29 protein-coding genes are annotated in these 24,312 nt (G+C 58.0%); 9 read left to right on the forward strand and 20 right to left on the reverse strand.

Translation table 11 applies throughout. The features are described from left to right. The 11 genes from QMP16_RS05295 to QMP16_RS05345 form a co-directional block, all read right to left on the reverse strand. Complete coding sequence (locus tag QMP16_RS05295) at positions 1-414, reverse strand: phage major tail protein, TP901-1 family (protein WP_282120461.1); 414 nt, start codon at positions 412-414, stop codon at positions 1-3. A gap of 20 nt (positions 415-434) precedes the next feature. Next, on the reverse strand, positions 435-848 hold the full coding sequence (locus QMP16_RS05300; RefSeq protein ID WP_282151494.1) for a DUF3168 domain-containing protein: 414 nt from the start codon (positions 846-848) through the stop codon (positions 435-437). Next, positions 845-1,183, reverse strand: coding sequence for a phage head closure protein (locus QMP16_RS05305; protein ID WP_282151495.1), 339 nt, complete (start codon positions 1,181-1,183; stop codon positions 845-847). The genes QMP16_RS05300 and QMP16_RS05305 overlap by 4 nt, the downstream gene beginning before the upstream one ends. Then, the gene (locus QMP16_RS05310) at positions 1,180-1,779 is read right to left on the reverse strand and encodes a head-tail connector protein (RefSeq protein WP_282151496.1); all 600 of its coding nucleotides are present in this window, start codon (positions 1,777-1,779) and stop codon (positions 1,180-1,182) included. The genes QMP16_RS05305 and QMP16_RS05310 overlap by 4 nt, the downstream gene beginning before the upstream one ends. Before the next feature lie 171 nt (positions 1,780-1,950). Beyond that, positions 1,951-3,129 (reverse strand): phage major capsid protein, encoded by a 1,179-nt coding sequence (locus QMP16_RS05315; RefSeq protein ID WP_282151497.1) that lies wholly within the window; start codon positions 3,127-3,129, stop codon positions 1,951-1,953. A 34-nt stretch (positions 3,130-3,163) separates the two neighbouring features. After that, a complete protein-coding gene (locus tag QMP16_RS05320) occupies positions 3,164-3,709 on the reverse strand; it encodes an HK97 family phage prohead protease (RefSeq protein ID WP_282151498.1) in 546 nt (181 codons plus the stop codon). 26 nt (positions 3,710-3,735) lie between these two features. Further along, on the reverse strand, positions 3,736-3,954 hold the full coding sequence (locus QMP16_RS05325; protein WP_108860356.1) for a GTA head formation protein, RCAP_rcc01685 family: 219 nt from the start codon (positions 3,952-3,954) through the stop codon (positions 3,736-3,738). Next, positions 3,947-5,110, reverse strand: coding sequence for a phage portal protein (locus tag QMP16_RS05330; RefSeq protein WP_282151499.1), 1,164 nt, complete (start codon positions 5,108-5,110; stop codon positions 3,947-3,949). Before QMP16_RS05330 ends, QMP16_RS05325 begins: the two co-directional genes overlap by 8 nt. 262 nt (positions 5,111-5,372) lie before the next feature. Continuing rightward, positions 5,373-5,807 (reverse strand): hypothetical protein, encoded by a 435-nt coding sequence (locus QMP16_RS05335; protein ID WP_282151500.1) that lies wholly within the window; start codon positions 5,805-5,807, stop codon positions 5,373-5,375. 196 nt (positions 5,808-6,003) lie between these two features. Further along, positions 6,004-7,230: a DNA-packaging protein gene (locus tag QMP16_RS05340; RefSeq protein ID WP_282151584.1), complete on the reverse strand. Its 1,227-nt coding sequence runs from the start codon at positions 7,228-7,230 to the stop codon at positions 6,004-6,006. Between the two features lie 642 nt (positions 7,231-7,872). After that, on the reverse strand, positions 7,873-8,940 hold the full coding sequence (locus tag QMP16_RS05345; protein ID WP_282151501.1) for a linear amide C-N hydrolase: 1,068 nt from the start codon (positions 8,938-8,940) through the stop codon (positions 7,873-7,875). Between the two features lie 420 nt (positions 8,941-9,360). On the opposite strand from QMP16_RS05345, the gene QMP16_RS05350 reads away from it, so the two are divergent. Continuing rightward, the gene (locus tag QMP16_RS05350) at positions 9,361-10,617 is read left to right on the forward strand and encodes a DEAD/DEAH box helicase (protein WP_282151502.1); all 1,257 of its coding nucleotides are present in this window, start codon (positions 9,361-9,363) and stop codon (positions 10,615-10,617) included. Between the two features lie 40 nt (positions 10,618-10,657). On the opposite strand, the gene mltG is transcribed toward QMP16_RS05350, so the two are convergent. The 7 genes from mltG to fabD all read right to left on the reverse strand — a co-directional run bounded on the left by mltG (position 10,658) and on the right by fabD (position 16,984). Beyond that, positions 10,658-11,818, reverse strand: a complete 1,161-nt coding sequence (mltG, locus tag QMP16_RS05355; protein WP_058277508.1) for an endolytic transglycosylase MltG — start codon at positions 11,816-11,818, stop codon at positions 10,658-10,660. Beyond that, positions 11,819-13,084, reverse strand: a complete 1,266-nt coding sequence (fabF, locus tag QMP16_RS05360) for a beta-ketoacyl-ACP synthase II (RefSeq protein WP_113789510.1) — start codon at positions 13,082-13,084, stop codon at positions 11,819-11,821. It lies immediately after the preceding gene. Positions 13,085-13,276: 192 nt separating this feature from the next. Continuing rightward, a complete protein-coding gene (locus QMP16_RS05365) occupies positions 13,277-14,020 on the reverse strand; it encodes a HisA/HisF-related TIM barrel protein (protein ID WP_058274006.1) in 744 nt (247 codons plus the stop codon). A gap of 123 nt (positions 14,021-14,143) precedes the next feature. Continuing rightward, positions 14,144-14,683, reverse strand: coding sequence for a GNAT family N-acetyltransferase (locus QMP16_RS05370; RefSeq protein ID WP_282151503.1), 540 nt, complete (start codon positions 14,681-14,683; stop codon positions 14,144-14,146). Between the two features lie 139 nt (positions 14,684-14,822). Further along, a complete protein-coding gene (locus tag QMP16_RS05375; protein ID WP_005982462.1) occupies positions 14,823-15,056 on the reverse strand; it encodes an acyl carrier protein in 234 nt (77 codons plus the stop codon). Positions 15,057-15,265: 209 nt separating this feature from the next. Next, entirely contained in the window at positions 15,266-16,003 is a 738-nt protein-coding gene (gene fabG, locus QMP16_RS05380; RefSeq protein WP_058274008.1) for a 3-oxoacyl-[acyl-carrier-protein] reductase, read from the reverse strand. 42 nt (positions 16,004-16,045) lie between these two features. Then, positions 16,046-16,984: an ACP S-malonyltransferase gene (gene fabD / locus QMP16_RS05385; RefSeq protein ID WP_282151504.1), complete on the reverse strand. Its 939-nt coding sequence runs from the start codon at positions 16,982-16,984 to the stop codon at positions 16,046-16,048. Positions 16,985-17,145: 161 nt separating this feature from the next. Between fabD and QMP16_RS05390 the strand changes: the two genes are divergently transcribed. Then, positions 17,146-18,372 (forward strand): cytochrome b/b6 domain-containing protein, encoded by a 1,227-nt coding sequence (locus tag QMP16_RS05390; RefSeq protein WP_282151505.1) that lies wholly within the window; start codon positions 17,146-17,148, stop codon positions 18,370-18,372. 60 nt (positions 18,373-18,432) lie between these two features. Here QMP16_RS05390 and QMP16_RS05395 read toward each other — a convergent pair whose 3' ends face one another. Next, positions 18,433-19,005: a YceI family protein gene (locus tag QMP16_RS05395; protein ID WP_282151506.1), complete on the reverse strand. Its 573-nt coding sequence runs from the start codon at positions 19,003-19,005 to the stop codon at positions 18,433-18,435. A gap of 128 nt (positions 19,006-19,133) precedes the next feature. Then, positions 19,134-19,652 (reverse strand): hypothetical protein, encoded by a 519-nt coding sequence (locus tag QMP16_RS05400; protein WP_282151507.1) that lies wholly within the window; start codon positions 19,650-19,652, stop codon positions 19,134-19,136. 284 nt (positions 19,653-19,936) lie between these two features. Between QMP16_RS05400 and rpsF the strand changes: the two genes are divergently transcribed. From rpsF to QMP16_RS05435, 7 genes are all read left to right on the forward strand, one after another. Continuing rightward, positions 19,937-20,290, forward strand: a complete 354-nt coding sequence (gene rpsF, locus QMP16_RS05405) for a 30S ribosomal protein S6 (RefSeq protein WP_082637099.1) — start codon at positions 19,937-19,939, stop codon at positions 20,288-20,290. Positions 20,291-20,317: 27 nt separating this feature from the next. Continuing rightward, positions 20,318-20,545 (forward strand): 30S ribosomal protein S18, encoded by a 228-nt coding sequence (rpsR, locus tag QMP16_RS05410; RefSeq protein ID WP_005982441.1) that lies wholly within the window; start codon positions 20,318-20,320, stop codon positions 20,543-20,545. A 12-nt stretch (positions 20,546-20,557) separates the two neighbouring features. After that, positions 20,558-21,178, forward strand: a complete 621-nt coding sequence (gene rplI, locus QMP16_RS05415) for a 50S ribosomal protein L9 (RefSeq protein ID WP_282151508.1) — start codon at positions 20,558-20,560, stop codon at positions 21,176-21,178. 238 nt (positions 21,179-21,416) lie between these two features. Then, positions 21,417-21,773 (forward strand): hypothetical protein, encoded by a 357-nt coding sequence (locus tag QMP16_RS05420; RefSeq protein WP_282151509.1) that lies wholly within the window; start codon positions 21,417-21,419, stop codon positions 21,771-21,773. A gap of 154 nt (positions 21,774-21,927) precedes the next feature. Continuing rightward, positions 21,928-22,416: a lytic transglycosylase domain-containing protein gene (locus QMP16_RS05425; RefSeq protein WP_282151510.1), complete on the forward strand. Its 489-nt coding sequence runs from the start codon at positions 21,928-21,930 to the stop codon at positions 22,414-22,416. A gap of 214 nt (positions 22,417-22,630) precedes the next feature. Next, the gene (locus QMP16_RS05430) at positions 22,631-23,332 is read left to right on the forward strand and encodes a LuxR family transcriptional regulator (protein WP_058274014.1); all 702 of its coding nucleotides are present in this window, start codon (positions 22,631-22,633) and stop codon (positions 23,330-23,332) included. Positions 23,333-23,429: 97 nt separating this feature from the next. Then, positions 23,430-24,281: an acyl-homoserine-lactone synthase gene (locus tag QMP16_RS05435; RefSeq protein ID WP_282151511.1), complete on the forward strand. Its 852-nt coding sequence runs from the start codon at positions 23,430-23,432 to the stop codon at positions 24,279-24,281. Positions 24,282-24,312 lie beyond the last annotated feature (31 nt).

Genomic DNA, 24,312 nt, shown 5'->3' on the forward strand with positions numbered 1-24,312 from the left:
TTACAGCGCCGTAAAGCTCAGCGCGCCTGCGCTGGCCAAACTCATCTCATAGGTCGCCTCGCCATTGTGTGAGCCCGCATATTCGACACCTGTGACCTGAAACGGCCCGTCGACAATGCCGAAATCGGGGATGATGACCTGAAAATCCGGTGTTTCGCCGTCAAAGAACAATTGCCGCGCGCGTTCATCAGTCCCGGCGTCCTTGAATACGCCTGAACCGGATATCGACGCCGATTTGACCCCGGCACCCGATAGAAGTTCGCGCCAGCCTCCCTGGCTTTCCAGGCTGGTGACATCCACGCTTTCCGCGTTGAAGCTGACGCGCGTGGCGCGCAACCCCGCGATAGTTTCGAACAGACCGCTGCCGTTCATATCCACTTTGACCAACAGGTCCTTGCCGTTCTGGGCACCCATATGTTCTCTCCGTTGATTGGTTAGTCATCTTCCACGCGCGCGCGGAATTTCAGGTCGATCTGGCGGATTGCTCCCCCGGTCCCGGTCCGCCGGGCCGAAGCGCGCTCGAACCACAGGCCCACCAGACGCCCGCGATTAAGGCTGGGCATGGCACCGTCCAGCGCGTCACACACGGCACCGGCCAGGGTCTTGGCCGCCCCGAACCCTGCAGCTTTAGACACGACCGAAACCGTGAACCGGTGCACCGCACCCCCACCCGATCGGTCAGAAGCATCCCGAACTTCCTCTGGCCCCAGGGCTACGTAAGTCTGCGGTACTGCACCGACGGGAACCGCGTCATAAATCGCGCCTCCTGACAGATCGTTTACTCGGGTGTCACCGGACAGCTGCTGGAAAACCGCTGCTTGCAGGGCGGCCGAAACGCCATAGCTCATGCTGCCACCTCCTCATCCGCGAAACAGACCAGGTACTGGCCGCGCGGATCACGCTCAGCGACAGCGCGGATGACAAAACGACGTGCGCCCTCTGCAAAGCGCTGATCCGGCGATGGCCGCATGGTCGAACCTGTGGGCGCACCCCGGACCACGATGCGATAGCCGACCCGCGATATCGGGACGCCAGCCACCTGCCGCTCGGACCCGCTGCGCGCGGTCACCTCGGCCCATACCGTGCCCAGCGGCACCCAGGTTTCGGTGTATCCGCCTGACCCATCGGCCACGCGCACCGGCACCTCCAGCAGCAGCTTTCTGTTCAACCGCGGCGCTTTCATTGTACGACCCCTGCACCAAACCGAACCGTGCGATAGCGTTGGATCAGACTGGTGACACCAAATGGCATGCACCCGGCACCCAGCGCCGTCTCATCGCGGTATTCGTAGTAATGCGCGGCCAGCAGCAGCACCGCCTGCCCCAGATCGGCGAGCAACCCGCCCCAATCCATTGCCATCCCAGCGGCAAAGTCGATTCTGACAGAACCACCCTTTGGCATCTTCGGCATCAGTGCGCCAACGGGGCGTAACCTGGGGCGCTGAGCATCTTTTTCCAACCGGTATCTATCCGGGGTGACGACAGTCTCTGCACCTTCTGCATCTGCCAGCGTCACACTCTTGACGTCGGTGACCGGAGCCACCGGCAGCACCTCTCCCGACTGGTCTCGCCAGACGGTCAGGCTCCAGGAAAAATCGCGCTCGATCAGAACCTTGCCAGTGCGCGCTTCGATTGCCGCAACGGCTGCGCGCAGAAATCCTTTCAGCACATCGTCCTGTACGCTGTCTTCGGCAAAGCCTGTGCCCAACCGCAGATGCGCCTTGAACTGATCCACCGGCAGCGCCGCATCCGCGATGGCGGTTTCCTCGATCAACATCATCCATTTACTCCGCAATCTCGGACCCCTCCGGGGGCCTAACTCAGGAAAATGACGGGCACGCGCCGCCCCACGTTGCTCGGACGGAGGGGAGCAGCTAGACAACGCAGGGGATCTCACCCCGGCCCGCGCCCGCGCCCGAGGGGCCAATTACCCCCCCGGATCCATCACCGCTTAGGCGGTGCCGAATTTCACCAGCTTGATCGCGGCAAAGTCACTCACGTCACCGCCGACGCGCTTGGTCGCGTAGAACAGAACGTGTGGCTTGGCACTGAACGGATCGCGCAAGACGCGCAGATCAGGGCGCTCGGCAATGGTGTAGCCGGCCTGGAAGTCACCAAATGCGATCGAGAAGCTATCGGTGCCCGCGTCCGGCATATCCTCGGCAATCAGCACCGGGTATCCCATCAGGCGCGCAACCTCACCGGCAGCCAGACCGTCAGACCAGAGGAAGCGACCATCGCTGTCTTTCAGCTTGCGGATCACACCGGCGGTTTTTGAATTCATCACGAAGGTGCCATAGACGCGGTACTGCGCACCCAGCGCATAGACCACATCGACAATCGCATCCGCATCGACACCACCGTCAATGCCGGTCGGGACATAGCCCAGATTGCCCCAGGTCCAGACATCATTGTCGACCTTGGCGTGGTTCAGAATGCCGTTGGGTTTGTCCGCGCCATCGCCCGAGATGAACGCCACCGCTTCGGCACGGGCAAACTTGTCAGCAATACGACCGGCCAGCCATCCCTCGACATCAAACGCGCTGTCATCCAGCAAACGTTGCGACGCCTTGGGCAGCGCGCTCAGCTCGTGCAGGGCAATCGAGATGCGATCAATCGACGGGGTCGCTGTCTCGGTGGCCGCCGAACTTTCATCCGCCCAGCCCGCGCCCACGTCGGTGTGGTCGATCAACACGTCGAACGAGTTTGCCTCGACATTCACCACCGACGCGATCGAACGGATCGAGGCCGTGGATTTCAGCACCGACTTGATCATCTCGGCGGTTTGCGGATCGACCAGATAGCCGCCATCGCTGTTAACGGCGCTGGACAGCGATTTGGCTTCCATATCAAGGCCACGCAGGCCGTCATCGTCACCGCATCGCACATAGGCGTCGAAAGCCTTCTGATGCGGCGCGCCGTCTTCGATTGATGCCGCAAGATGCGGGCGCGCCGCGATGATTGATTTACGATCCAGCATGGTCAGTCGCTCTTCTGTCTGTTGCAGTTTGGTTTTAACTTCAGCCTTCAGGCCCTTGAATTCGTTCACGAAGCCAGTCATCGCCTGCTTCACCTCCTGAACCAGGGGCACACTCTCTCCGGTCAAGGCCGGGGTCTCGGTCTTGCTCATCAGAACTTCCTTGTTTGGGTGGGATTGAGGCGCGCTAGGTTCGCGCCAGCTCCTGCCGGGCATGATCAAACACCTCGGCAATACTGCGCAGGGTGTCCTCGGCATCTGGGGTCGTCCCCTTTGCCGCCACCCGCGCACTGGGCAGCATCGGAAAAGTCACAAGCGACACCTCCCACAGCTCCAGTTCGGTCAGGACCCGATGGCCCTTTTCATTTTTCACGGCCCGCTTGGTGCGATAGCCAATCGATAGCCCGTCAATGGCCCCGGCCCGGATCAATTCCGCGGCTTCACGGCCTTTCTGCGTGCTTTCCAACATACGTCCCTTGACCCAAAGCCCGCGCTCATCCTCGCGCACGTCGTCCCAGACACCGATGGGCTGCGCCGGGTCGTGCTGCCACAGCATCTTGACCCGCTGACCAGCCGCTTTCAGCCCGGCCAACGACCTGCGGTATGCGCCTTTCTGCACCACATCGCTCCCTTGATCGACTTGCCCAAACAGGCTGGCATAGCCCTCGATCACCGCGTCTTCGGTCACCGACAATCCATCGCTAAACCGCGCAAACTTGTGCTCCAAATCCATGAACACCTCCTCATAAGCCTCTGAATTCATGGCGACACCACCAGAATCGACTGAAACGCCTGCGCCAGGATCACCGCAACGACCCCATAGACCGTCAGCCACAGCCGTTTCTCCAGCCGCTCCATCATCTCTTCGATCTGATCCAGCCGCCTGCATAGATGCGCGTGCTGGATCTCGGCCACCCGTTCATGCGCAGCCAGACGCAGGCCCGGCGCACAGTCAAACGGCGGATACCCCTCAGCCATCTGCGCGCTCCGGCAGCCCCAGCATCACGCGTTTCTCGGCATCAGTCAGGAACTCGGCGCCGTTGACCCGCGCCCATTGCGCATCCCGCTCCGCCGACAGCGCCGGCACCTGATCCAGGTCGGGTTTCAACACCAGTTCTTCGCCAGTAAAGCCCACCAGCCATTCCGACACCGCCGCCGCCACCCGCGTCACCAGGGGCAGAACGGTCAGGCGGTAAAACGCCCGGTTGGCCTCCTGATAGTTCGAATAGGTCGCGTCGCCTTGAATTCCCAGCAACATCGGCGGGACCCCAAAGGCTAGCGCGATCTCGCGGGCGGCGGCTTCCTTGGTCTTTTGAAACTCCATGTCAGAGGGTGAGAAACCCATCGGCTTCCAATCCAGCCCCCCTTCCAGAACCATCGGACGCCCGGCATTGCGCGCCCCGCGATAGTTTTGTTCAATCTCATCGGACAGGCGGCGGAACTGATCCTCAGCCATCACCCCATGGCCATCGCCGCCCTTCCACACCAGCGCCCCCGAAGGCCGCGCAGCATTGTCCAGCAGAGATTTCGACCACCGCGACGCGCTGTTATGCACATCAATCGCCATCGCCGCAGCTTGCATCGGCGAGAACCCATAGTGATCGTCTTGGGGGTGGAATGACTTGATATGACAGATCGCATCAGCCGGGAAACGATGCGTCTTGCCGCCCGCCGTATAGTCATACGCCTTGGGCCATCCATCCGCCCCCGGCACCACGCTCATCCGGTCCGAGCGCAGGATGTGCAGTTCAACCGGCAATCCATCCTCGGCCTGTGCCGCCTCGACATAGGCGTTCCCCGACAGCAACAACTGCCCAAACAAGGCCTCCATCAACTCCGCCCGCCCCTGCGCCGCATTCGGACGGCGCATCAGGGATATGATCGGATGCACGTCATAGCGCTGCGCCTGATCCTGCAGCACCAGAGGCAGTGCCGCCGCCGCCTCGGCGATCAACTTGACCGAGCGGAACCCCACCGGGTTCCCCGAAAACCCAGTCCTCGTCAGCGACACCGCGTCCCTGGGGCTCCACGCCACGCGCCCGCCCGTCTGCCACGCCACCACAGGCCCCGCCGCGCTCGCTTTCGCCTCTGGCGCTGCCTCAGCCGATCCACGACGCAAGAAATCGAATACCATCTGTGCTCCTTTCTGCCGCCACTCTGCCCGGCTTGTTGAAAGGAGTTATGACGGAAAGAAGTTTAGGGCTTGGGAATGGGGCGTACGGAGGGTGGGCAACAGCAATTTCTTAGCTTGTAAATTTCGAGGGCCGTGCACATCCGAAATATGAAACTCGTCTACCAGCTATGAAACTGGGTTGCGCATCAAAGAGAATCAAACAGCACACCGAAGCATTCGGTCATAAGCCGGTTGCCCACCCCAACATCTTGCAGTCAGGTGCTTAGTAGCGATGAGGCTGTCTTACCTTGAAGTAATGATTGATGGCGAACACGGCAAAGCCGAATGAAATCAGACTGGAAACAGCAAATAACGGAGACAAGGACAATCCAGAATTTGAGAATGCTGCATACGTTTTGGTGATTGCCAATATGACCCCAAGGCCACCCAAGACCATTATCCAAGGGATTACTTTTCCCACGAGGAGACTATCAAAATAAGAGTAAATTCCGATGATCACACAGGCCCAGGCTGCATATTCCAGTATGGGAGCGAGTGTCCAATAAGCATCTTTGGTTGGGTTCGAAACATCAAACAAAGTGTAGACTAGAAAAAGGTCCACGACCCTGATGGCGATCCCTGCCGTGAAAGCCGCCAAGACCCAGACGCAAATATACTTTGCAATTGATGGTTTTTTCTGAACGGGTGACTCGGTCACTTGCTTACCTCTTCAAAAATATTAGTTATCTGTGCTCGTTAACTTAGCTTTGGACCGGTAACAAACTCTCAAATGCACCACAATTGATCCTGTTGAGTTTCTGCAACTTTTACGGTATCTTATCTGCGATTTTTCTTACTTAGAGTGCGGAGTTACTGCACTTGCAGCTATCTTTTTGATCACTAATGAACATCTTTCACAAAGCCCTTACCCTCGGCCTTCTAAACACCCCCGCAGGCCCCACAACCAACTCATGCAACGCCCAGACCAGCGCGTCGACGCGGTCGGGCGAGCCCTGCCCCTCGAACCCCCGTGCGGTCATCTGGCACATCTGCTCCTCCAGCGCGTCCAGCCCCATCACATGGCTGACCCGCCCCTGCTCGTACAACGCTGCCACAGGTTCAGCTCGCGCCACCTTGCCGCGAGACGCCCGCACGGCGCGAAAAGGGACCAGAGGGTCCACCTGCCGCACGACCTCTTCCACCAGTTGCCCGCCCTGATTGACCTCAGCGACCAGCCGTTCACCCCCGAACTCATCCATCGCATCAATCGCTGCCTGTGCCCAGCCCGCCGGGCCAACACCCTGCACTGTCCGGTCGGCCAGCACATAGGCGCGCCACTCCTCGGGCGGCCCTTGCACTTGTGCGCCGACCACCACGATCCCACAAGCATCCGCATTCGAACCCGCCGTCACCGCCGGGTCCAGCGCCACCACTATACGGTCCAACTCTGGTACATTCTCAACTCGCGCTGCATCCAGCATGGACCCGGTCCACAACGCCCCCTCGGCATCCGACAGCAGCACGCCGTCCAACTCTTGCCGCCCCAGCCGTGTGCCCGCATAGCGCGCCCGCACCTCGGCCAGAAACGATGCCGCCAGATTGGCCCTGTTCGCCTCGGTCGGCGCATGGGTCTGCACGGTGGAGGGCGACGCCAGCAATTCCTTCAAAACCTTCACATTGCGTGGTGTGGTCGTCACACAGACCCGAGGCCGCTCCCCCAAGCGCAGCGCAAATTGCAGCATATCCCAGGTCTCGTCCGCCTTCTTCCACTTAGCCAACTCATCCACCCAGGCCGCATCGAACTGAGGCCCCCTCAGCCCTTCGGGATCATGCGCCGAAAACGCCTGCGCCTCGGCCCCGTTGGGCCAGACCAGTTTCCGTTCGGACGCCTTCCAGACAGGTCGCCGATCCGGCGGCGAACACTGTAAAATCCCGCTATCGCCAAAGATCATCACATCGCGCACCTGATCAAAGGTCTCACCCACCAACGCCACACGACGCGCCTCGCCGCGATCCAAGGGCAAAGACCCCTCGACCACCTGTCGCACCCATTCGGCCCCGGCCCGCGTCTTACCAGCCCCACGCCCCCCCATGATCACCCAAGACCGCCAGTCGCCTTCCGGCGGCAACTGATGCGGCAGCGCCCAGAACTCGAACAGGAAAGGGAGGGCGCACAGCCCCCCCTCCCCGATCTCACTCAGAAATCTGTCCCGAACCGCAGCAGGCGCGGAGGCGAGCCAGCCTGCACCCAATCTCAAATCGAGCGCGCTCAAGGTCGAGCGCATACCCCCCTTGGGCAATTCCGGCTTGTTTGTGATGTTGTTCGACAAAGCTTGTCTCCACTTTCTGACAACTTCGGATCAGCCCCTCTAACTGCCCGAGTTGCTTGGCTGAACCAGCAAGATCTGCATCCTCCCCGGCACCGATCTGTTTGCGCAGTTCTTCCGCTGCTTGGCGCAGATCGCGAATGGATCTCTCAAGCGACTGCAACAAATCAGCCGTCTGGGACATCCGCTCTTCCGGGGTAATCAAAGTCATGTGTGCCTGTGACCTCATGCGTAAGTGATCTCCGCACGAGAGAAACGAAAAACGGCCACCGGGTCGCCCCGGGGCCGTCGCCCACCTCTTCTAGCATGACACAACTTATACGCGAGAAAGCCCGCAAAGTCAATGCTTTGCGCAACAACGGCGCAACGGGTAACGTGCGCTGATAGTTAAGAGACCTTTACTGATAGAGCCATGTGGCAGACGGGCGTCAGTGGTTGAGCTCCGTGATTACAACGTTACGTATCGCCAAGAAAAAGAAATGGCTCGGAAGGTTCAAAGCTGGCCGAAACCTCGCCCGCAAGGATGGGCTTTTCGCCAAGTTCCAGTTTCAGGGTAGAAGCCCCATCGGAGAGATCAAGGTTTTCGATATCCACCCAAAACAATGTTGGGCTGAACACGCTCTCATAGTAGTAACGACCCAGCTCATGATCAGCGACCGTACGCCAGGTTGTTGATGCGATGTTTGGGCGCTCCGGGTCCGTCACACCAAATGGTACGGAAATTGATCGCACAAGAGAGAACACCGCTGCCGTCGCATCGTTTTTGTCTTCGAACGAGGGAACGGCATTCAGATTCCAACTCAACCGCGCAAACCGGTCGGAAGACCGATGGGTTCCGGGCAAAAATGAAAGACCATTAACTTCACCCCAATAAGTGGTGATTGCGAGTTGTTCGTCAAAAGTAGGAGAGTTCGTCATGACAGTAAATTCGCGGCCGTGGTGGATAACCAACTCGCCATCGAGATACTCGAATATTGCACTGTCACCAGACGCATCAGATAGCGCAATATGCCCTCCGGCCTCATGTCCGCTAGGCAACATCGGCGCTACAATCACGAAAGGCTCTTGCTCCATAGCTGCAACGGCCTCTTCAACTGTTGCAAAGTTGTCCAGAAAATACTGCAACCACCCTCCGACAGAAAGGAGAGGTTTGTCTCCGGCATTTTCCGTCCCGTAATCCGCTTCGGCAAGATAGAGAGCATTGCCGACCAGCCCGCCATCATTCATGCCGTCAACAGTTGCTCCGTCATAGATCGTTGCCACGACAGACCCGTATTTGGACGTCCATTCGATCGAATTTTCTCCGGCACCACCGTCACGGTCCATGCCCTGCGGGAAGGCCCAAATGTCTGTTGAAGTATCTTCGAACCAGTCAAGCGTCCTCCCCGTGAGGAAGGATCCGTCTGCCGTTTCATAGACGATCCGAGAGCATGCGATTGCTGAAGAAGCGGCTAGAACCACGGTCAGAGTGGTAGCTACAAGTGTTTTAGCGCACATTTCTGGAATCCTTTTTTGGTCATACACAAAAAGTCATCTCCCAAAAGGATCGGGTATTTTCCGATGTTATGAAAGCCAAGAAGCACCTCGGGATTTTCAAAGCCCAGCCGGACAAGGTTTTTCTATTTGAACAATCCGTTCCCTGACGGCCGCGGCAAGTACATGTTCCCACTTCGCAGTTCATGCCTTGACAATTGTTAGCAAAACTAGCATGTGCCACCTTAAGACAGCGCTGACGCGTGAGCATTGACGGTCGCAGCAGACCCCACAGCGCATCACTACATCTCCTAGTTCCCATTCACGCAGGGTTCTTGACGCGACGCCAGATGGCGCAGGGTTCGCCTGCACGTCCCGAGGTTTAGCGGAAACCCTGCCGGTCACGCGCTGCGTGGCCAGACACGTCTTGTCCGTACGGCTATCGCCTTGCGGATTACAAAGGATAGTTATTTGTTCGACTTCGACATGCTGGGCCTTGCACCAGCCCTCAACGATGCACTGAAACGTGCCAATTTCTCACAACCGACCCCTATTCAGAACCAGGCCATCCCGCTGGCGCTGAACGGTCACGATATCCTGGGCCTGGCGCAGACCGGCACCGGAAAGACGCTGGCTTTCGGTCTGCCGCTGATCGACCACTTGTTGGCGCAGTCCGGCAAACCCGCGCCCAAAACCGCCAAGGCGCTGATCCTTGCCCCCACGCGCGAACTGGTCAACCAGATCGCGGATAGCCTGCGCAACCTGACCGACAAGACCAAGCTGCGCGTGGCCACCGTGGTCGGTGGCCAGTCGATCGGCAGACAGATTTCGTTCCTGTCGCGCGGCACCGACATTCTGGTCGCCACGCCCGGGCGTTTGATCGACCTGATGGAACGCGGTGCCGTTGACCTCGGCTCGGTACGACACCTTGTACTGGACGAGGCCGACCAGATGTTGGACATGGGCTTTATCCACGCCCTGCGCAAAATCGCACCCAAGCTGGGCACGCCGCGTCAAACCATGCTGTTTTCGGCCACTATGCCGAAGCAGATGGAGGAACTCAGCCAATCCTATCTGACCAACCCGCAGCGGGTGCAGGTCTCGCCTCCAGGTAAAGCGGCTGACAAGATCACGCAGTCTGTGCATTTCGTCGACAGGGCCGGCAAACCGCGGAAACTGCGCGAAATTCTGTCCGCTGACATGGAAGCTCTGACCTTGGTATTTTCTCGTACCAAACACGGTGCCGAGAAACTGATGAAAGGCCTTGTGGCCGATGGTTTCAACGCGGCTTCGATTCACGGTAACAAAAGCCAGGGACAGCGCGACCGCGCGATCAAGGCGTTCCGGGCCGGAGAGATCAACGTATTGGTCGCGACCGACGTGGCCGCGCGTGGCATCGACATTCCCGGTGTTGCCTATGTGATCAACTATGACCTGCCCGAAGTGCCCGACAACTATGTCCACCGCATCGGGCGCACAGCCCGTGCTGGTCGCGAAGGTGAAGCTATCGCCTTCTGCTCACCGGACGAGGTGGACCAGCTGCGCCAGATTCAGAAGCTGATGAAGATCGAAATTCCGGTCGCCAGCGGCACCATGCCAGAATTTTCCGAGCCTAAGAAAACTCGCAATCGCGGAGGCTTCCGGGGGCGTAAACCGCAGGGGGCAAATTCGACATCGAAGCCCACTTCCTCGAAGCGTCGTCGACCACGCGGACGTCCCGCCGCATAACAACAAGAAAAAGGCCGCGTTTTTCGACGCGGCCTTTTTCTTAGTTGCTCGAGCTGTTTCTCTCTGCCTCAATCTCTCGCCACTTGGCGACGTTCCGATTGTGCTCCTGCAAGGTTTCCGCAAACGCGTGCCCCCCGGTGCCATCCGCAACAAAGAAGACAAAGTTGGTCTCTTCCGGTGCAACGGCAGCCTCAAGGCTGGCCAAACCTGGGTTGGCAATGGGTGTCGGCGGCAAACCGTCTATCACATAAGTATTCCAAGGTGTTGCACGGCGCAGTTCACTGCGACGCAGCCCGCGCCCCAGCGTGCCTTGACCCTTGGTGACGCCATAGATGACCGTCGGATCTGTCTGCAGCTTCATGCCCTGCTCAAGCCGGTTCACGAAGACGCTTGCGACCTGCCCGCGTTCATTGGGAACACCGGTTTCCTTTTCGATGATCGACGCAAGGATCAGCATTTCCTCTGGGCTGCTGATGGGAAGGTCGCCTTGGCGGTTCTCCCACACTGCGTTGATGCGCAATTGTTGCTTGTCTTGCATCGCCTGCAGAACGGCCGTCCGGTCATCACCTGGTGCCAAATCATAACTGTCAGGCGCCAACATCCCTTCGGCCGGGATCTCGGCAATCTCACCTGTCAGCGGTTCAATCGCCTGCAAACCTTGCGCCACCTGCCAAGAGGTCACGCCCTCGGCTACAGACACACGGTAACGGGTATCGGCCTCTTCACGCTTTTGCCCGTATTCGGCAGGGATTTCTTCGTCGGTCACATCAAACGAAGCGATTTCGACAAACTCCAGCGTTGCCGGGTCCAACTCGCGAACCCGGGTCTGGATGCGCGTGACACCGATACGGTATTCAATCTCAGACCCGCAGGTGCTGGCACCGCTGCTGGTGATCTCATCGATGATCTGCTCCATCGACGCGCCTTCGCGCACCAGAAAGCTACCGGCCTTCAGCTGCTGCGATTTATCTGTGTAGTCCGCAGCCATGCGAAAGATCATGGCGCTGCTGATGGCTCCGTCATCTTCAAGCTCTTGGCTGACACGGGTCATATTCGACCCGCTTCTGACTTGCAGGCACATGGCGGATTCCAGCGGACCCTCGGCCTTGTATTGCGACTGCCCCCACACAACCAGCCCGCCCATCAGGAACAAGCCTACAATCAGCAGAGTCAGAGCGTTCGAAGCAAGAGCCCGCAACATTTAGCTGACCTTTCCGAAGATCACGCTGGCATTGGTGCCGCCAAAGCCGAACGAATTCGACAACGCCACATTGATCTCACGCTCACGCTTGGCGTTGGGTGCCAGATCAATCGGAGTTTCAACGGCGGGGTTATCCAAATTGATCGTCGGCGGGGCCACTTGATCCCGGATCGCCAGGATCGAAAAGATCGCCTCAATCGCGCCAGCCGCACCCAACAGGTGACCGGTGGCTGATTTGGTCGAGGTCATGGTGGCTTTGCTGGCGTGATCCCCCAACAGGCGCTCTACCGCGCCCAGTTCGATCGTATCCGCCATGGTCGATGTACCATGCGCGTTGATATAGTCCAGATCAGAAGGCTCCAACCCAGCGCTGCGCAATGCGGCTTTCATGGAACGCTCAGCGCCATCACCATCCTCGGACGGCGCGGTGATGTGATAAGCGTCGCCGGACATGCCATAGCCCAGCACTTCGGCATAGATCTTCGCACCGCGCGCCTTGGCGTGCTCATATTCTTCCAGAACCACAATGCCTGCGCCCTCGCCCATGACAAAGCCGTCACGGTCCACGTCATATGGGCGGCTGGCTTTCTTCGGATCGTCGGCATATTTGGTCGACAGCGCCTTGCACGCGTTAAAGCCAGCGATACCGATCTCGCAGATGCAGCCTTCGCCGCCACCAGCAACCATGACTTCCGCGTCGCCTGCGCGAATGATGCGGCTGGCGTCGCCGATTGCATGCGCACCTGTCGAACAAGCCGTCACGACCGAGTGGTTGGGGCCCTTGAACCCGTGGCGGATCGAAACCTGACCGGACGCCAGATTGATCAGTGCGCCTGGGATAAAGAACGGCGATACACGGCGCGGACCTTTGTCGCGGATTAGGTTCGCCGTTTCAGCAATAGAGCCCAGCCCGCCAATACCCGATCCGATCAGGACACCTGTACGCAGGCGGTCCTCTTCATCCTCGGGCAGCCAGTTTGCATCCTGACAAGCCATGTCAGCGGCAGCGATCGAATACAGGATAAAGTCTTCGATCTTGCGCTGCTCTTTTGGCGGCAACCAATCGTTGGGGTTGAATGTCCCGTCAGTTCCATCGCCGCGCGGAACTTCGCAGGCATAGGTCGTGGTGACACCGCTTGCTTCGGCATCAAATTTCGTGATCGGGCCCGCGCCGGATTCCCCATCCAGCAGCCGTGACCAAGATTTCTCGACCCCGCTGGCCAAAGGAGTGACCAATCCCAGACCGGTTACAACGACTCTGCGCATGAAATGCCTCTTGCCTGCTTCCTATTTGAGAACCGCTCATACCCCGGCCCGGGGTCCGGGGGCAAGAGCAACGGCACATTCCCACCCGGCACCATTTCGCCGGATGGTCCGTCTGTGCAGGATGTACCAAAACAAATTGCCCCGGCCTTTTCAGGGAATTGAAAGGCCGGGGCAATGACGTGCAAGACAGGACTACTGGAATTCAGCGACCGGCTCGTGGGCCTGCTCGGCCACGTTAAGCGCGTCTGCCAAGTCAATCGTCTTGCGGAACAAAGCCCGCCCAACCAATGCGCCCGAGATGTTGTGCACATAGGCCAGACGTGAGATGTCATCCGATGTCCGAACGACACCGCTTGCAATAACCGGCGTGCGCGACAGTTGTGCAAGACCCGAGATCAGACCCAGCTGCGCGTCGACGTCTTCGATGTCGCTGTCGATATCGGTCACCAGAATCGCCGCGAACGGCGTGCCCTCGAACGCTTGAATAAACGCCTCAGGCGTAAACGCACTCTGACTGCGCCAGCCTTCGGTCATCACCTGACCTTGCCAGACGTCCACAGCCAGAACGATCTGGTCCGGATAAAGCTTGGCCAGTTCCTTGACCAGATTCGGATCCCAGGCGGCAAGCGTACCAATCACCACCCGTCCCGCGCCTTTGTCGATCCAGTATTCGACCTGTTCTCGCGTCCGCATACCGCCGGCCAGCTGCACCGACATCTCGGACGTGCGGATGATTTCCTCGACCAATTCGGCGTTGGTGTCGCGGCCTTCGATCGCATCGAAATCCGTCAGGTGCATCCACATGGCACCGGCTGCAGACCAGCTGCGTGCCGTGTCCGCCGGATTCACATGCCAGATCATCGCGTCGTCCAGACGGCCCTTGTCCAGTGTGACACACCGGCCGTTCTGCAATTCCATCGTGGGGTAAATCCTCATGAGCATTCTCCTCCGCTCAATCGCTCTGCAATTCCAGAGTACCATACACGCGGAAGATCGGTCCGTTATTACCAGGATCGGCAAACTACGGCCGGTTTGCGGCATTCGGGAAGTCTCAAATTGTCAGTGGCGCGGCGGCGGTCCGTTGCGACGCATAAGCGTGACGTCGCTGCCGTTGAACGCACATTCGCGCATCGGGGCATAGCCCAGCTTGCCTGCCAGATTGCGCGAGGCCGAGTTCGCCGAATTCACCATCGCGACCAACGGACCGGGCATGATCCGGTCAAACCAATCATGCGCGGCCTGCGCGGCCTCTAACCCCAATCCCTGTCCCTGCGCCTCGGGGACCAGGATCCATCCGGCCTCGGGGAAACTGTCGAAATCCTCGCCAATCGAACGGTTACCGTAAAAGAACCCCGCCTGACCGACCATCTGGCGATTCGACTGCTGGACCACGGCCCATTGCCCGAAACCGGCCATTTGCCAGTGCCCGGCATTTCGAAGGAATGAATCCCACGCCTCTCCGCGCGACCGCGGCTTGCCGCCGATATGTCGCACGATGCATGGGTTGCGCCAAATCTCGGCGAACCGGTTGAAATCTTCTGGCCGCATGGCGCACAGCGTCAAACGGGCCGTATTGATCATAGGGGTGGATCGTATCATGCCCTGCCCGCTTTGAATTATGTGCCTCGGGCAAAAGGTTGCGAACGAATACGGCACCTTGCAAGGCAGAATTGAACAAGGCACAAAAAAACGGCGCCTCCGTTGCCCGGAAGCGCCGCTTTTTGATTATTTCGAAGCTTTAGGAAGCTTCTGAGATGAATTTGACGGCGTCGCCAAATGTCTGGATGGTTTCGGCTGCGTCATCGGGGATTTCGATGCCGAACTCTTCTTCGAAGGCCATAACCAACTCAACAGTGTCCAGGCTGTCTGCGCCCAGATCGTCGATGAAGGACGCGTTTTCGGTCACTTTGTCTTCTTCAACACCCAGGTGCTCAACAACGATCTTTTTAACGCGATCTGCGACGTCGCTCATGTCTATTCCTCATTCCGTTTTCAGGGCCTAGTGCCCGGTTCTGCCCTTGCCCGCTCAGGCTGGCTTTGATTTGCCCGGTGCGGGCGGTTGGGTCCCGGATGACCGGGAAAGTAGAAGGCCGACCATTTGGTCGACCCCAGCATTTATGCGCCGCCTATAGCATAGACAACGCGCGAGGCAAACGCTTTCGCACCTGCCCCTGTCCGCGCTCACAACATGGCCATACCGCCGTTAACATGCAAGGTGGTTCCGGTAACATATCCAGCTTCGGGGCTGGCAAGATACAGAACAGCCGCCGCAATTTCCGACGCATCGCCCATACGACCGGCGGGAACCTGCCCCAAAATGCCCGATTTCTGATCGTCGGTCAGCTTGTCGGTCATGGCTGTGGTGATAAAGCCCGGCGCAACCGCGTTTGCCGTGATACCGCGGCTGGCAACCTCATAGGCCAGGGATTTGGTCATGCCGACCATACCGGCCTTGGACGCTGCATAGTTTGCCTGACCGGGGTTCCCGGTGGCACCGACGACGGACGAGATGTTGATGATCCGTCCCCAGCGCGCCTTCATCATACCCCGCAGCACGCCTTTGCACAGCTTGGCGGTCGAGGTCATGTTCACGTCGATCACGCTCTGCCATTCGTCATCCGACATGCGCATGAACAGGTTGTCCCGAGTAATCCCAGCGTTGTTGACCAAGATATCAACCGACCCCATCGCCTCGGCAGCTTGCTTCGGCAGCGCGGAAACAGCTTCGCCGTCGCTCAGGTTACATGGCAAGACATGCGCCCGCTCACCCAGTTCGGCGGCCAATGCCTCGAGCGGTTCCACGCGCGTGCCGGACAATGCAACCGTGGCCCCCGCACCGTGTAGGACGCGCGCAATCTCGCCGCCAATCCCACCGGACGCACCGGTGATCAACGCATTCTTACCTGTCAAATCAAACATTCGATCTTCCCTTTGCAGCGCAACTTGCGTCGCACGTTGTTCTTATGATTCGCTCTTAACCACATTCTGCACGTCGTCCGGCGTGCCAACAGCCTTACCGGCAATCGCGCGGTCGATCTTGCGGATCATGCCCGACAACGCCTTGCCTGCGCCGATCTCCCATGTCTCGGTCACGCCTTGCGCCGCCATATACAGCACGCTTTCGCGCCAGCGCACAGAACCGGTTATCTGCTCGACCAGCAACTGACGGATCAGGTCCGGATCGCCAACAGCCTCTGCGCGCACATTTGCAACCAGCGGAACCGCGGGGGCCTTGATTTCAACCGCGGCCAGCGCCTCGGCCATCACATCTGCGGCGGGTTGCATCAGCGCACAATGGAACGGGGCGCTCACGGGCAACATCACAGCGCGCTTGGCACCTTTTTCTTTGGCAATCTCGGCAGCACGTTCCACCGCGGCCTTCGCACCCGACACAACCACCTGTGTAGGGTCGTTGTCATTCGCCGCCTGACAAACCTCGCCCTGCGCAGCCTCTTCTGCGACGGCACGCACCGCTTCAAGGTCCAGCCCCAGAATTGCGGCCATTGCGCCGTCACCAACGGGAACCGCGCTTTGCATTGCTTGACCACGTGTCCGCAACAAACGCGCCGTATCCGCAATCGACAGCGCACCAGCTGCCGCAAGCGCTGAGTATTCCCCCAGCGAATGCCCAGCTACAAATGCAGCGTCCGTGACCGCAACACCTTCGGCCTCCAACGCGCGCATCGCGGCCATCGAGGTTGCCATCAGCGCCGGCTGTGCGTTCTGCGTCAGCGTCAGGTCGGCAATATCACCTTCCCAGATCAGGTTGCTCAGCTTTTCACCAAGCGCTTCATCGACCTCGTCGAAAACTGCCTTTGCAGCCGGATAGGCCTCGGCCAGTGCTTTGCCCATACCGATGGTTTGGGCGCCCTGCCCCGGAAAAACGAACGCGCGTGTCATTGCAACCTCTTGGATGACGTTAGGTTGCGATGGGGTGTAAACCGAGTGAACGAGCGGCACAAGCTCTGCATCCTGACACGCATTCTGTGCGTCAGAGGCTATTGTGTCGGCCCGCGCTGCATTTAGGGTGGCCATAGCAAACAGATCGGAGTCGTGAACCAATGCCCATTGCCAACACCACCCAAAGCTACGGGGGCGTTTCAAAAACTTTCCACTGGCTGACGGCCTTGCTCATTCTGACGGCGCTTCCGATTGGATGGTTTGCGAACGAACTGGCCCACGCAATTGAGGACCCGAATATTCCGACAACGCCGGAAGACTTACAAAAGGCGGCCCAGCTGTTCTCGCTGCACAAAACTATCGGTGTCACGGTCTTTTTCGTGGCGCTTGCCCGTATCTTGTGGGCGATCAGCCAACCCAAGCCTGGGTTGCTCAATGCTGAAAACAAGCCCGAGGCATTTGCTGCGGAAACCGTCCACTGGCTGTTGTATGGCTCGCTGGTTCTGGTTCCTCTGACAGGCTGGATTCACCATGCGGCCACCGAAGGGTTTGCACCGATCCTCTGGCCGTTCGGGCAGAACCTGCCGTTTGTGCCCAAATCCCCCGCATTGGCCGAAGCAAGCGGCGGGTTACACTTCGTCCTGATGCTTGTGCTGGTGGGTGCGCTGGTTTTGCATATCGTTGGCGCGCTCAAGCACCACGTGATCGACAAAGACAGCACATTGCGCCGCATGCTGCCCGGACGGGTGGAATTGCCGGAACCACCAACGCAATGGCACTCACCTGCCCCCGTCGTAGCAGCAGTCGTGATCTGGGCTGTTGCTCTTAGCATCGGGTGGTTCGACGGAGCCTACTCGGCACATCCGACCGGTGATAATGCATCTGCCGAACTGGAGGCCGTCCAATCCGACTGGCAGGTGCAGGAAGGCACTTTGGCAATCACGATCACCCAGTTGGGCAGCCCCGTCAGCGGCCCGTTTTCCGACTGGACTGCAGCAATCACATTCGACGAACCAGCAGAACCGGGACCGGCCGGCGAAGTTGATGTAACAATCGCCATCGGCTCATTGACCATTGGCACCGTAACACAGCAGGCCATGGGATCGGACTTCTTTGACAGCGCTCAGTTCCCGACCGCAAATTTCAACGCCGAACTGTTTAAGACCGATCTGGCCTATGAGGCGCGCGGAACTCTGACCATCCGGGACAGGACCTTGGACGTCGTCCTGCCGTTCGAGTTGGACCTGCAGGAAGGCACAGCGAAGATGCAGGGAGAGTTGGATCTGAACCGTCTGGATTACGACGTCGGTACGACACAACCAACCGAGGACTCGCTGGCCTTTGCCGTCAAAGTTGCGGTTGAACTGACCGCCACCCAAGCCGAATAAAGAAAAAACCGCCGAGGCCTGACGGGTCCCGGCGGTCTCTTTTTTGCACGTAAGGCAGGCTTACTCGGCCTTTTGCGCCTCTACCGAAATACGAACCTCAACCTCATCGCTTACAAACGGTGCGAACTGGCCCAGGTCGAATTCGCTTCGGACCAGTGTGGTGGTGGCATCAAAACCGGCCCAGGGCTTGCCCGCCATCGGATGCTCGCCAACCTGGTTCAGCTTGGCGTCCAGAACGACCGACTTGGTCACGCCGTTCATGGTCAGATCACCGGTGATGTTCGCGGTGTTGTCGCCGGTGACTTCGATACCGGTCGAGGTGAACGAAATCAGGTCACCCTCGGCGACGCCAAAGAAGTCTTCGGTCATGAAGTGATCTTCGCGCGGCTTCCAGCCGGTGATCATTTCGACCACTGGCATCGACACGCTCACGCTGGAATCTGCCGGGTTTTCCTGATCGAAAATGATCTCGCCTTCAAAGCCCGAGAACATGCCATAGGTGGTCGAGAAACCAAGGTGGTTATAGTTGAAGACAACCTGGCTGTGGCTGGGGTCCAGAACGTATTTCTCGGCGCTGGCAAACGCCGAGGTCGCCGATACGGCCAGTGCAGCAGCAAGAAGGGTGGATTTCATGACTATCTCCAAAAATGTTGTGAGTGCAAACCAGTTGGAATGCTCAACAACAAAAATGTGCCGCCCAAGGGCGGCACACAAGACTTATTCTCTAACAATTTCTGTTCCTAAATGAACAGAAGTGAAAATCAGGCGAAGATCGTTACACTTCCGCTCAATTGGCCCTTCAGCGCTCGGCCAACATCCGCTGATTGCAGCGGCAATTTCATCAGCAGGCTGCCGTCCACGTCATAGAGTTCGACCTGATCATCATCGAACCGTGCTCCACCCAGGGTGTCATAGCTGCGGCGCAGTACCGTCTGAGGACGTCCGTTTTCATTCTTTTGCAGCACACGTACTTCGCGGCGGATCGGATCAAAATAGGCATCGGGGCGCGCATCGAGCACCTGAATGGTCAGCAGGCTGACACCGATCAGTAGGAACGTCAGCGACGCGGCCAGCTTGATCGGCCAAACCTCGGTTGCCATCACCGCGCCCGGCATCAGCCACATGGAAAACGCCACAATGATCAAAAATGCCCCCGCGACGCGTGCCAGAATAGTGCGTGCCCTCCAATTCGGCGCAAATGCGATAAGAATTGGAACCGATTGATCATAAGTCGTGCTGGTCGCAGACTTCTCGATGGTATTCGTGTTCATCGCGGTCATTTCTCTGTACCTTAGTTCACGTTGCCGTCTTTGGTTCGGTCTGTCCGGTTAGTTCCCGGTATGCAAAACAACTTTGAGCCGAAAAGCGTCAGGAATTGGGCAGCGCAAAGGAAATAGCGCGACTTCACCAAGGCATGTGTGACAGCCCTTGCCCCCCGACGCGAATGGTGTATATGGGGCCATCCTTCGCAAGAGTTATGAATCGCGCAGCCTCTCGTGGCAGGGTCGCGAAGGACGAACCGGCCCCGCCTTTGAAATGCGCCTTGATAGAAACAGGAGTGCACATGCCACTGTATGAGCATGTAATGATCGCGCGTCAGGACCTGTCCAACGCGCAGGCAGAAAGCCTCGTCGAACATTTCGGCACCGTTCTGGCTGACAACGGCGGCAACGTCGTCGAAAGCGAGTACTGGGGCGTCAAGACGATGGCCTACAAGATCAACAAGAACCGCAAGGGTCACTATTCCTTCCTGAAGACCGACGCCCCCGCTGGCGCGGTTCAGGAAATGGAGCGCCTGATGCGCCTGCATGACGACGTTATGCGCGTTCTGACCATCAAGGTCGACGAGCACAACGAGGGCCCTTCGGTCCAGATGCAGAAGCGCGACGAGCGCGAAGGCCGCCGCGAGCGCCGCTGATCAACGCCTGACGAAAGGACATATACCATGGCCGCAAAACCATTTTTCCGCCGCCGCAAGGTCTGCCCGTTCTCGGGCGATAACGCGCCGAAGATCGATTACAAAGACACCCGTCTGCTGCAGCGCTACATCTCTGAGCGTGGCAAGATCGTTCCCTCGCGCATCACTGCCGTTTCGGCGAAAAAGCAGCGTGAACTGGCCCGTGCTATCAAGCGCGCCCGCTTCCTCGCCCTGCTGCCCTACGCTGTGAAGTAAGGAGAGACTGAAATGCAAGTTATCCTGCTGGAACGCGTTGCGAAACTGGGTCAGATGGGCGACGTCGTCGACGTCAAGCCTGGCTACGCCCGCAACTTTCTGCTGCCGCAAGGCAAAGCGCTGAGCGCTTCGAACGCCAACATCGCGTCGTTCGAATCCCAAAAAGCGCAGCTTGAGGCGCGCAACCTGGAAACCAAGAAAGAAGCTGAAGCTCTGGCTGAAAAGCTGGATGGTCAGCAGTTCATCGTGATCCGCTCGGCATCGGATGCTGGTGCTCTGTACGGATCGGTCACCCCGCGTGACGCCGCAGATGCCGCAACCGAGGCTGGTTTCACCGTCGACAAAAAGCAGATTGCTCTGATCGCTCCGATCAAAGAGTTGGGCCTGCACTCGTTGGCGGTCAAGCTGCACCCCGAGGTCGAAGTCAAGATCCAAATGAACGTTGCCCGTTCGCAAGAAGAAGCCGAACTGCAGGCTTCGGGCAAGTCGATCCAGGAACTGGCTGCCGAAGAAGAGGCCGCCGCTGAATTCGAAATCGCCGAACTGTTCGACGATATCGGTTCCGCAGCTTCTGACGATGACGATCTGGTTGCCGAAGAGGCCCCGGCTGAAGAAGACGAAGCCAAAGCCTGATCCGGCTGCTTTTGAAAGATTGATTGGCCGCGCCGAAAGGCGCGGCCTTTTTTTGTGTTCGACCCTCAGGCCGTGACAAAGAGCGACGTCCGGCACGATCATGAATTTGGATGGAAATTGTGCTATCCTACGGTCACGCGGCCCCTGCCGCCCCAGCCGTATTTATTGAAGTTCATTTTATTAGCAAATTGCGTGATCGCGCATCTGGGCGGACCGCGATCCGGCAGGAGAAACCACCATGGCATCCTTGTGCGACTACATCGTTGTGAACGACGGCTCATTCTCTTTAAACTCCGGAGAAAGCCAAACCTTCAGCGACCCGATCCCTTCCAACCTGATCATCGGAACCAACCGTGCGAAACCGATCCTTGCCTTCAAAGCCTGGGCAACGCCGTCCGGAGGGGCTTTCCAGATCGAGATAAACGATACCTTTATCTATGGCCCAACCATGTCGGGCGGCGACATTCGCGGATTATGGGAGACCTTCCCAGGAACCGTCCTGAACCCGGGGATCAACAACACCGTTCAGTTTCGCGCGACAGAGAACAAGATCTGGTTTGCCGATATCATTCTGTGGTTCCAGGTCGATATGTGACAACCCGCCAATCCGACCTGACCAATACGGAACACTTTGGCACCGGGTTGTGACGCAACGAGACCCAGCATAAATCAGCGCGCGGGCTGGCTGTCTGCTTGCGGTTGCGTTCGGCGGGACTATCATGCGACCAACCCCCATCCGGAGACTACACATGCCCCACTACACGCGCCGCGCTCTACTTGTTGCATTACTCGGCGCACCTGCCTTGGCTGCCTGCGGCGGTTTGGATGGCAAGCAGAGCTCTCGCAATGCCCCTTTTGATCCACCGCTATACCCCAACGAGACCCCTGAATTGCGCGCATCAATCAACAAGTGGGCTGACCATTATGAATTGCCACGCGAGCTGTTGCACAAGCTCGCCATAAGGGAAAGCACGCACCGGCCATGGGCCGTCAACAGCCCCTATTACGGGTTACTGCAGATCCTGCCTGCGACAGCGCGATCCATGGGGTACAAAGGTAACGCTAAGGGTTTGTTGGATGCAGACACCAATCTGGAGTTTGCCGGAAAATACCTGCGTGGGGCGTGGCTCTTGTCAGATGGCGACCAGAAGCGGGCTATCTTCCTTTATGCCAAAGGTTACTACCCCGAGGCGAAGGCCGCCGGGATGCTGGTTGAAACGGGCCTAAGGTCAGAGTGACGTTGGGTAAGGATATTGCTTGTCATTAGCGTAAAGGTTGCAATAATGACTTATGCAATCGCTAAGGTATTCTGTTGCCATAACCACGCATTATGCTTAAGCGATATGTATAATTAGCTTGCGTCAGGCACCACAGTTGACGCAACGTATTCGGTGAAATGGACAGATTTGGCATGTCTTTGGGGAAAGATTTGCCGCCGCAAAGGTTGGACAGGTGAAACTTATAGACTTGGCCGCGATCGACCACGAGGAAAAGTCGGCAGCCGACATAATTAATGCTGTCTGCGATGAATTGGGTTTCGACTACGCGTCTTATGCCACTTTTAACCCTGTAAAGGGTGACGTTCAGGGATACGCCAACTACCCGGACGAATGGAAGATTCACTATGGCAGCCAAGGCTTCCACCATTTCGACCCGACCTTGTATCAATCTGCGCTCAGCATTGCTCCGGTGGACTGGGGCAGATTTAATCACGACGAAAAATTCCATTCAGTTTTTCGGGATGCGCATGATTTTGGTATTACTTCCCGTGGCTTAACCGTTCCGGTACGTGGCCCATACGGGGAATGTGGCCTGCTGAATGTGACCCGAAATTGCTCGGATTCCGAGTGGGCAAAGCTGAAGAAACATGTGATGGGGGACCTGCAGATGGCCGCAGTTACAGCGCATGATACCGTGATGCAGTCTGGCCTGCTGGCCAAAGCGCTGTATTTACCAGCCCTTTCGACGCGAGAGAAAGAGATCCTGCAGTGGGTTGCGGATGGAAAATCACAGCAGGACATCGGCGATATCCTGTCAATTTCACACCGAACCGTCGAAGTTCACATGCGGTCTGGCCGTGAAAAAATGGGTGCGTTGACAACACCGCAAGCCATTGGAAGAGCTATTGGATTGGGCCTAATTGCCCCAGGATAATCAAAAAAGATCAAAAAATACGGGAAACCCCCAATAGTCTTAGCTCAAATCTTAGTTAACGTCATCCTTACGGTAACCAGACTGTAGGGGGATGGAAATGATCATCGTAATTGATGGTATCAACCAGAATAAGTTTAAGCATGTCTTGGACGAGATGTACAAACTGCGCGCGCGCGTTTTCGGCGATCGCCTTGGTTGGGATGTAAATATCGTTGATGGGCGCGAACGCGACCATTTTGACGACCTTCATCCAGCACATGTAGTTAGCATCGACGACGAGGGGGACGTTGTCGGGTGCATGAGACTACTGCAAACGACCGGGCCACACATGCTGTCCGACGTTTTTCATTCAATCCTGGACGGCGAACCGCCGATCCGCAGCGCGCAGGTCTGGGAAGCAACCCGGTTTTGCGTCGATACCAAAAAGCTTGGTCGGGGACGTGGGGAAAACTCGGTATCCTATGTCACCAGCGAGATCATGATCGGCTCGTTCGAATATGCCAAGATGGCCGGCGTATTGGACTCGATTGCCGTGATTGACCCTGTGATGAACCGCGTCCTGCAACGGTCCGGCAACGCGCCTTACGACTATCTTGGAACTGCCAAGCCAATGGGCAAGGTTGTGGCCATGGCCGCCCTTATGGACTGTTCGGATGAACGGATTTCGGGTGTTCGGGACTATGCAGGCATTGAACACGATGTCTTCCTGACCGAAGAACAGGCGCTGGAGCTGTTTGAAGGCGCAAAGGCCAAGCAAAGTGCCGCAAACTACGACCACCAGCCGCTGACTCAGTTGGAAAAGTATTTTGTCGAACAGATGAGTTCGGCAACATCGAAAACCGAAGTCGAGTCTGTCCTGAAGCTGATCGAGGCGCTTTCAGACCGCTTTACGCCAGAGCAGAAGACCGCTCTGTTAAGAACCCCCCGTGCTTTTGCTCATGAGGCCTGACCCCCTCACCTCATAGGTTAAAGCCACCCAA

The sequence above is a fragment of the Ruegeria atlantica genome (assembly GCF_947495585.1).
Taxonomy (GTDB): domain Bacteria; phylum Pseudomonadota; class Alphaproteobacteria; order Rhodobacterales; family Rhodobacteraceae; genus Ruegeria; species Ruegeria atlantica_G.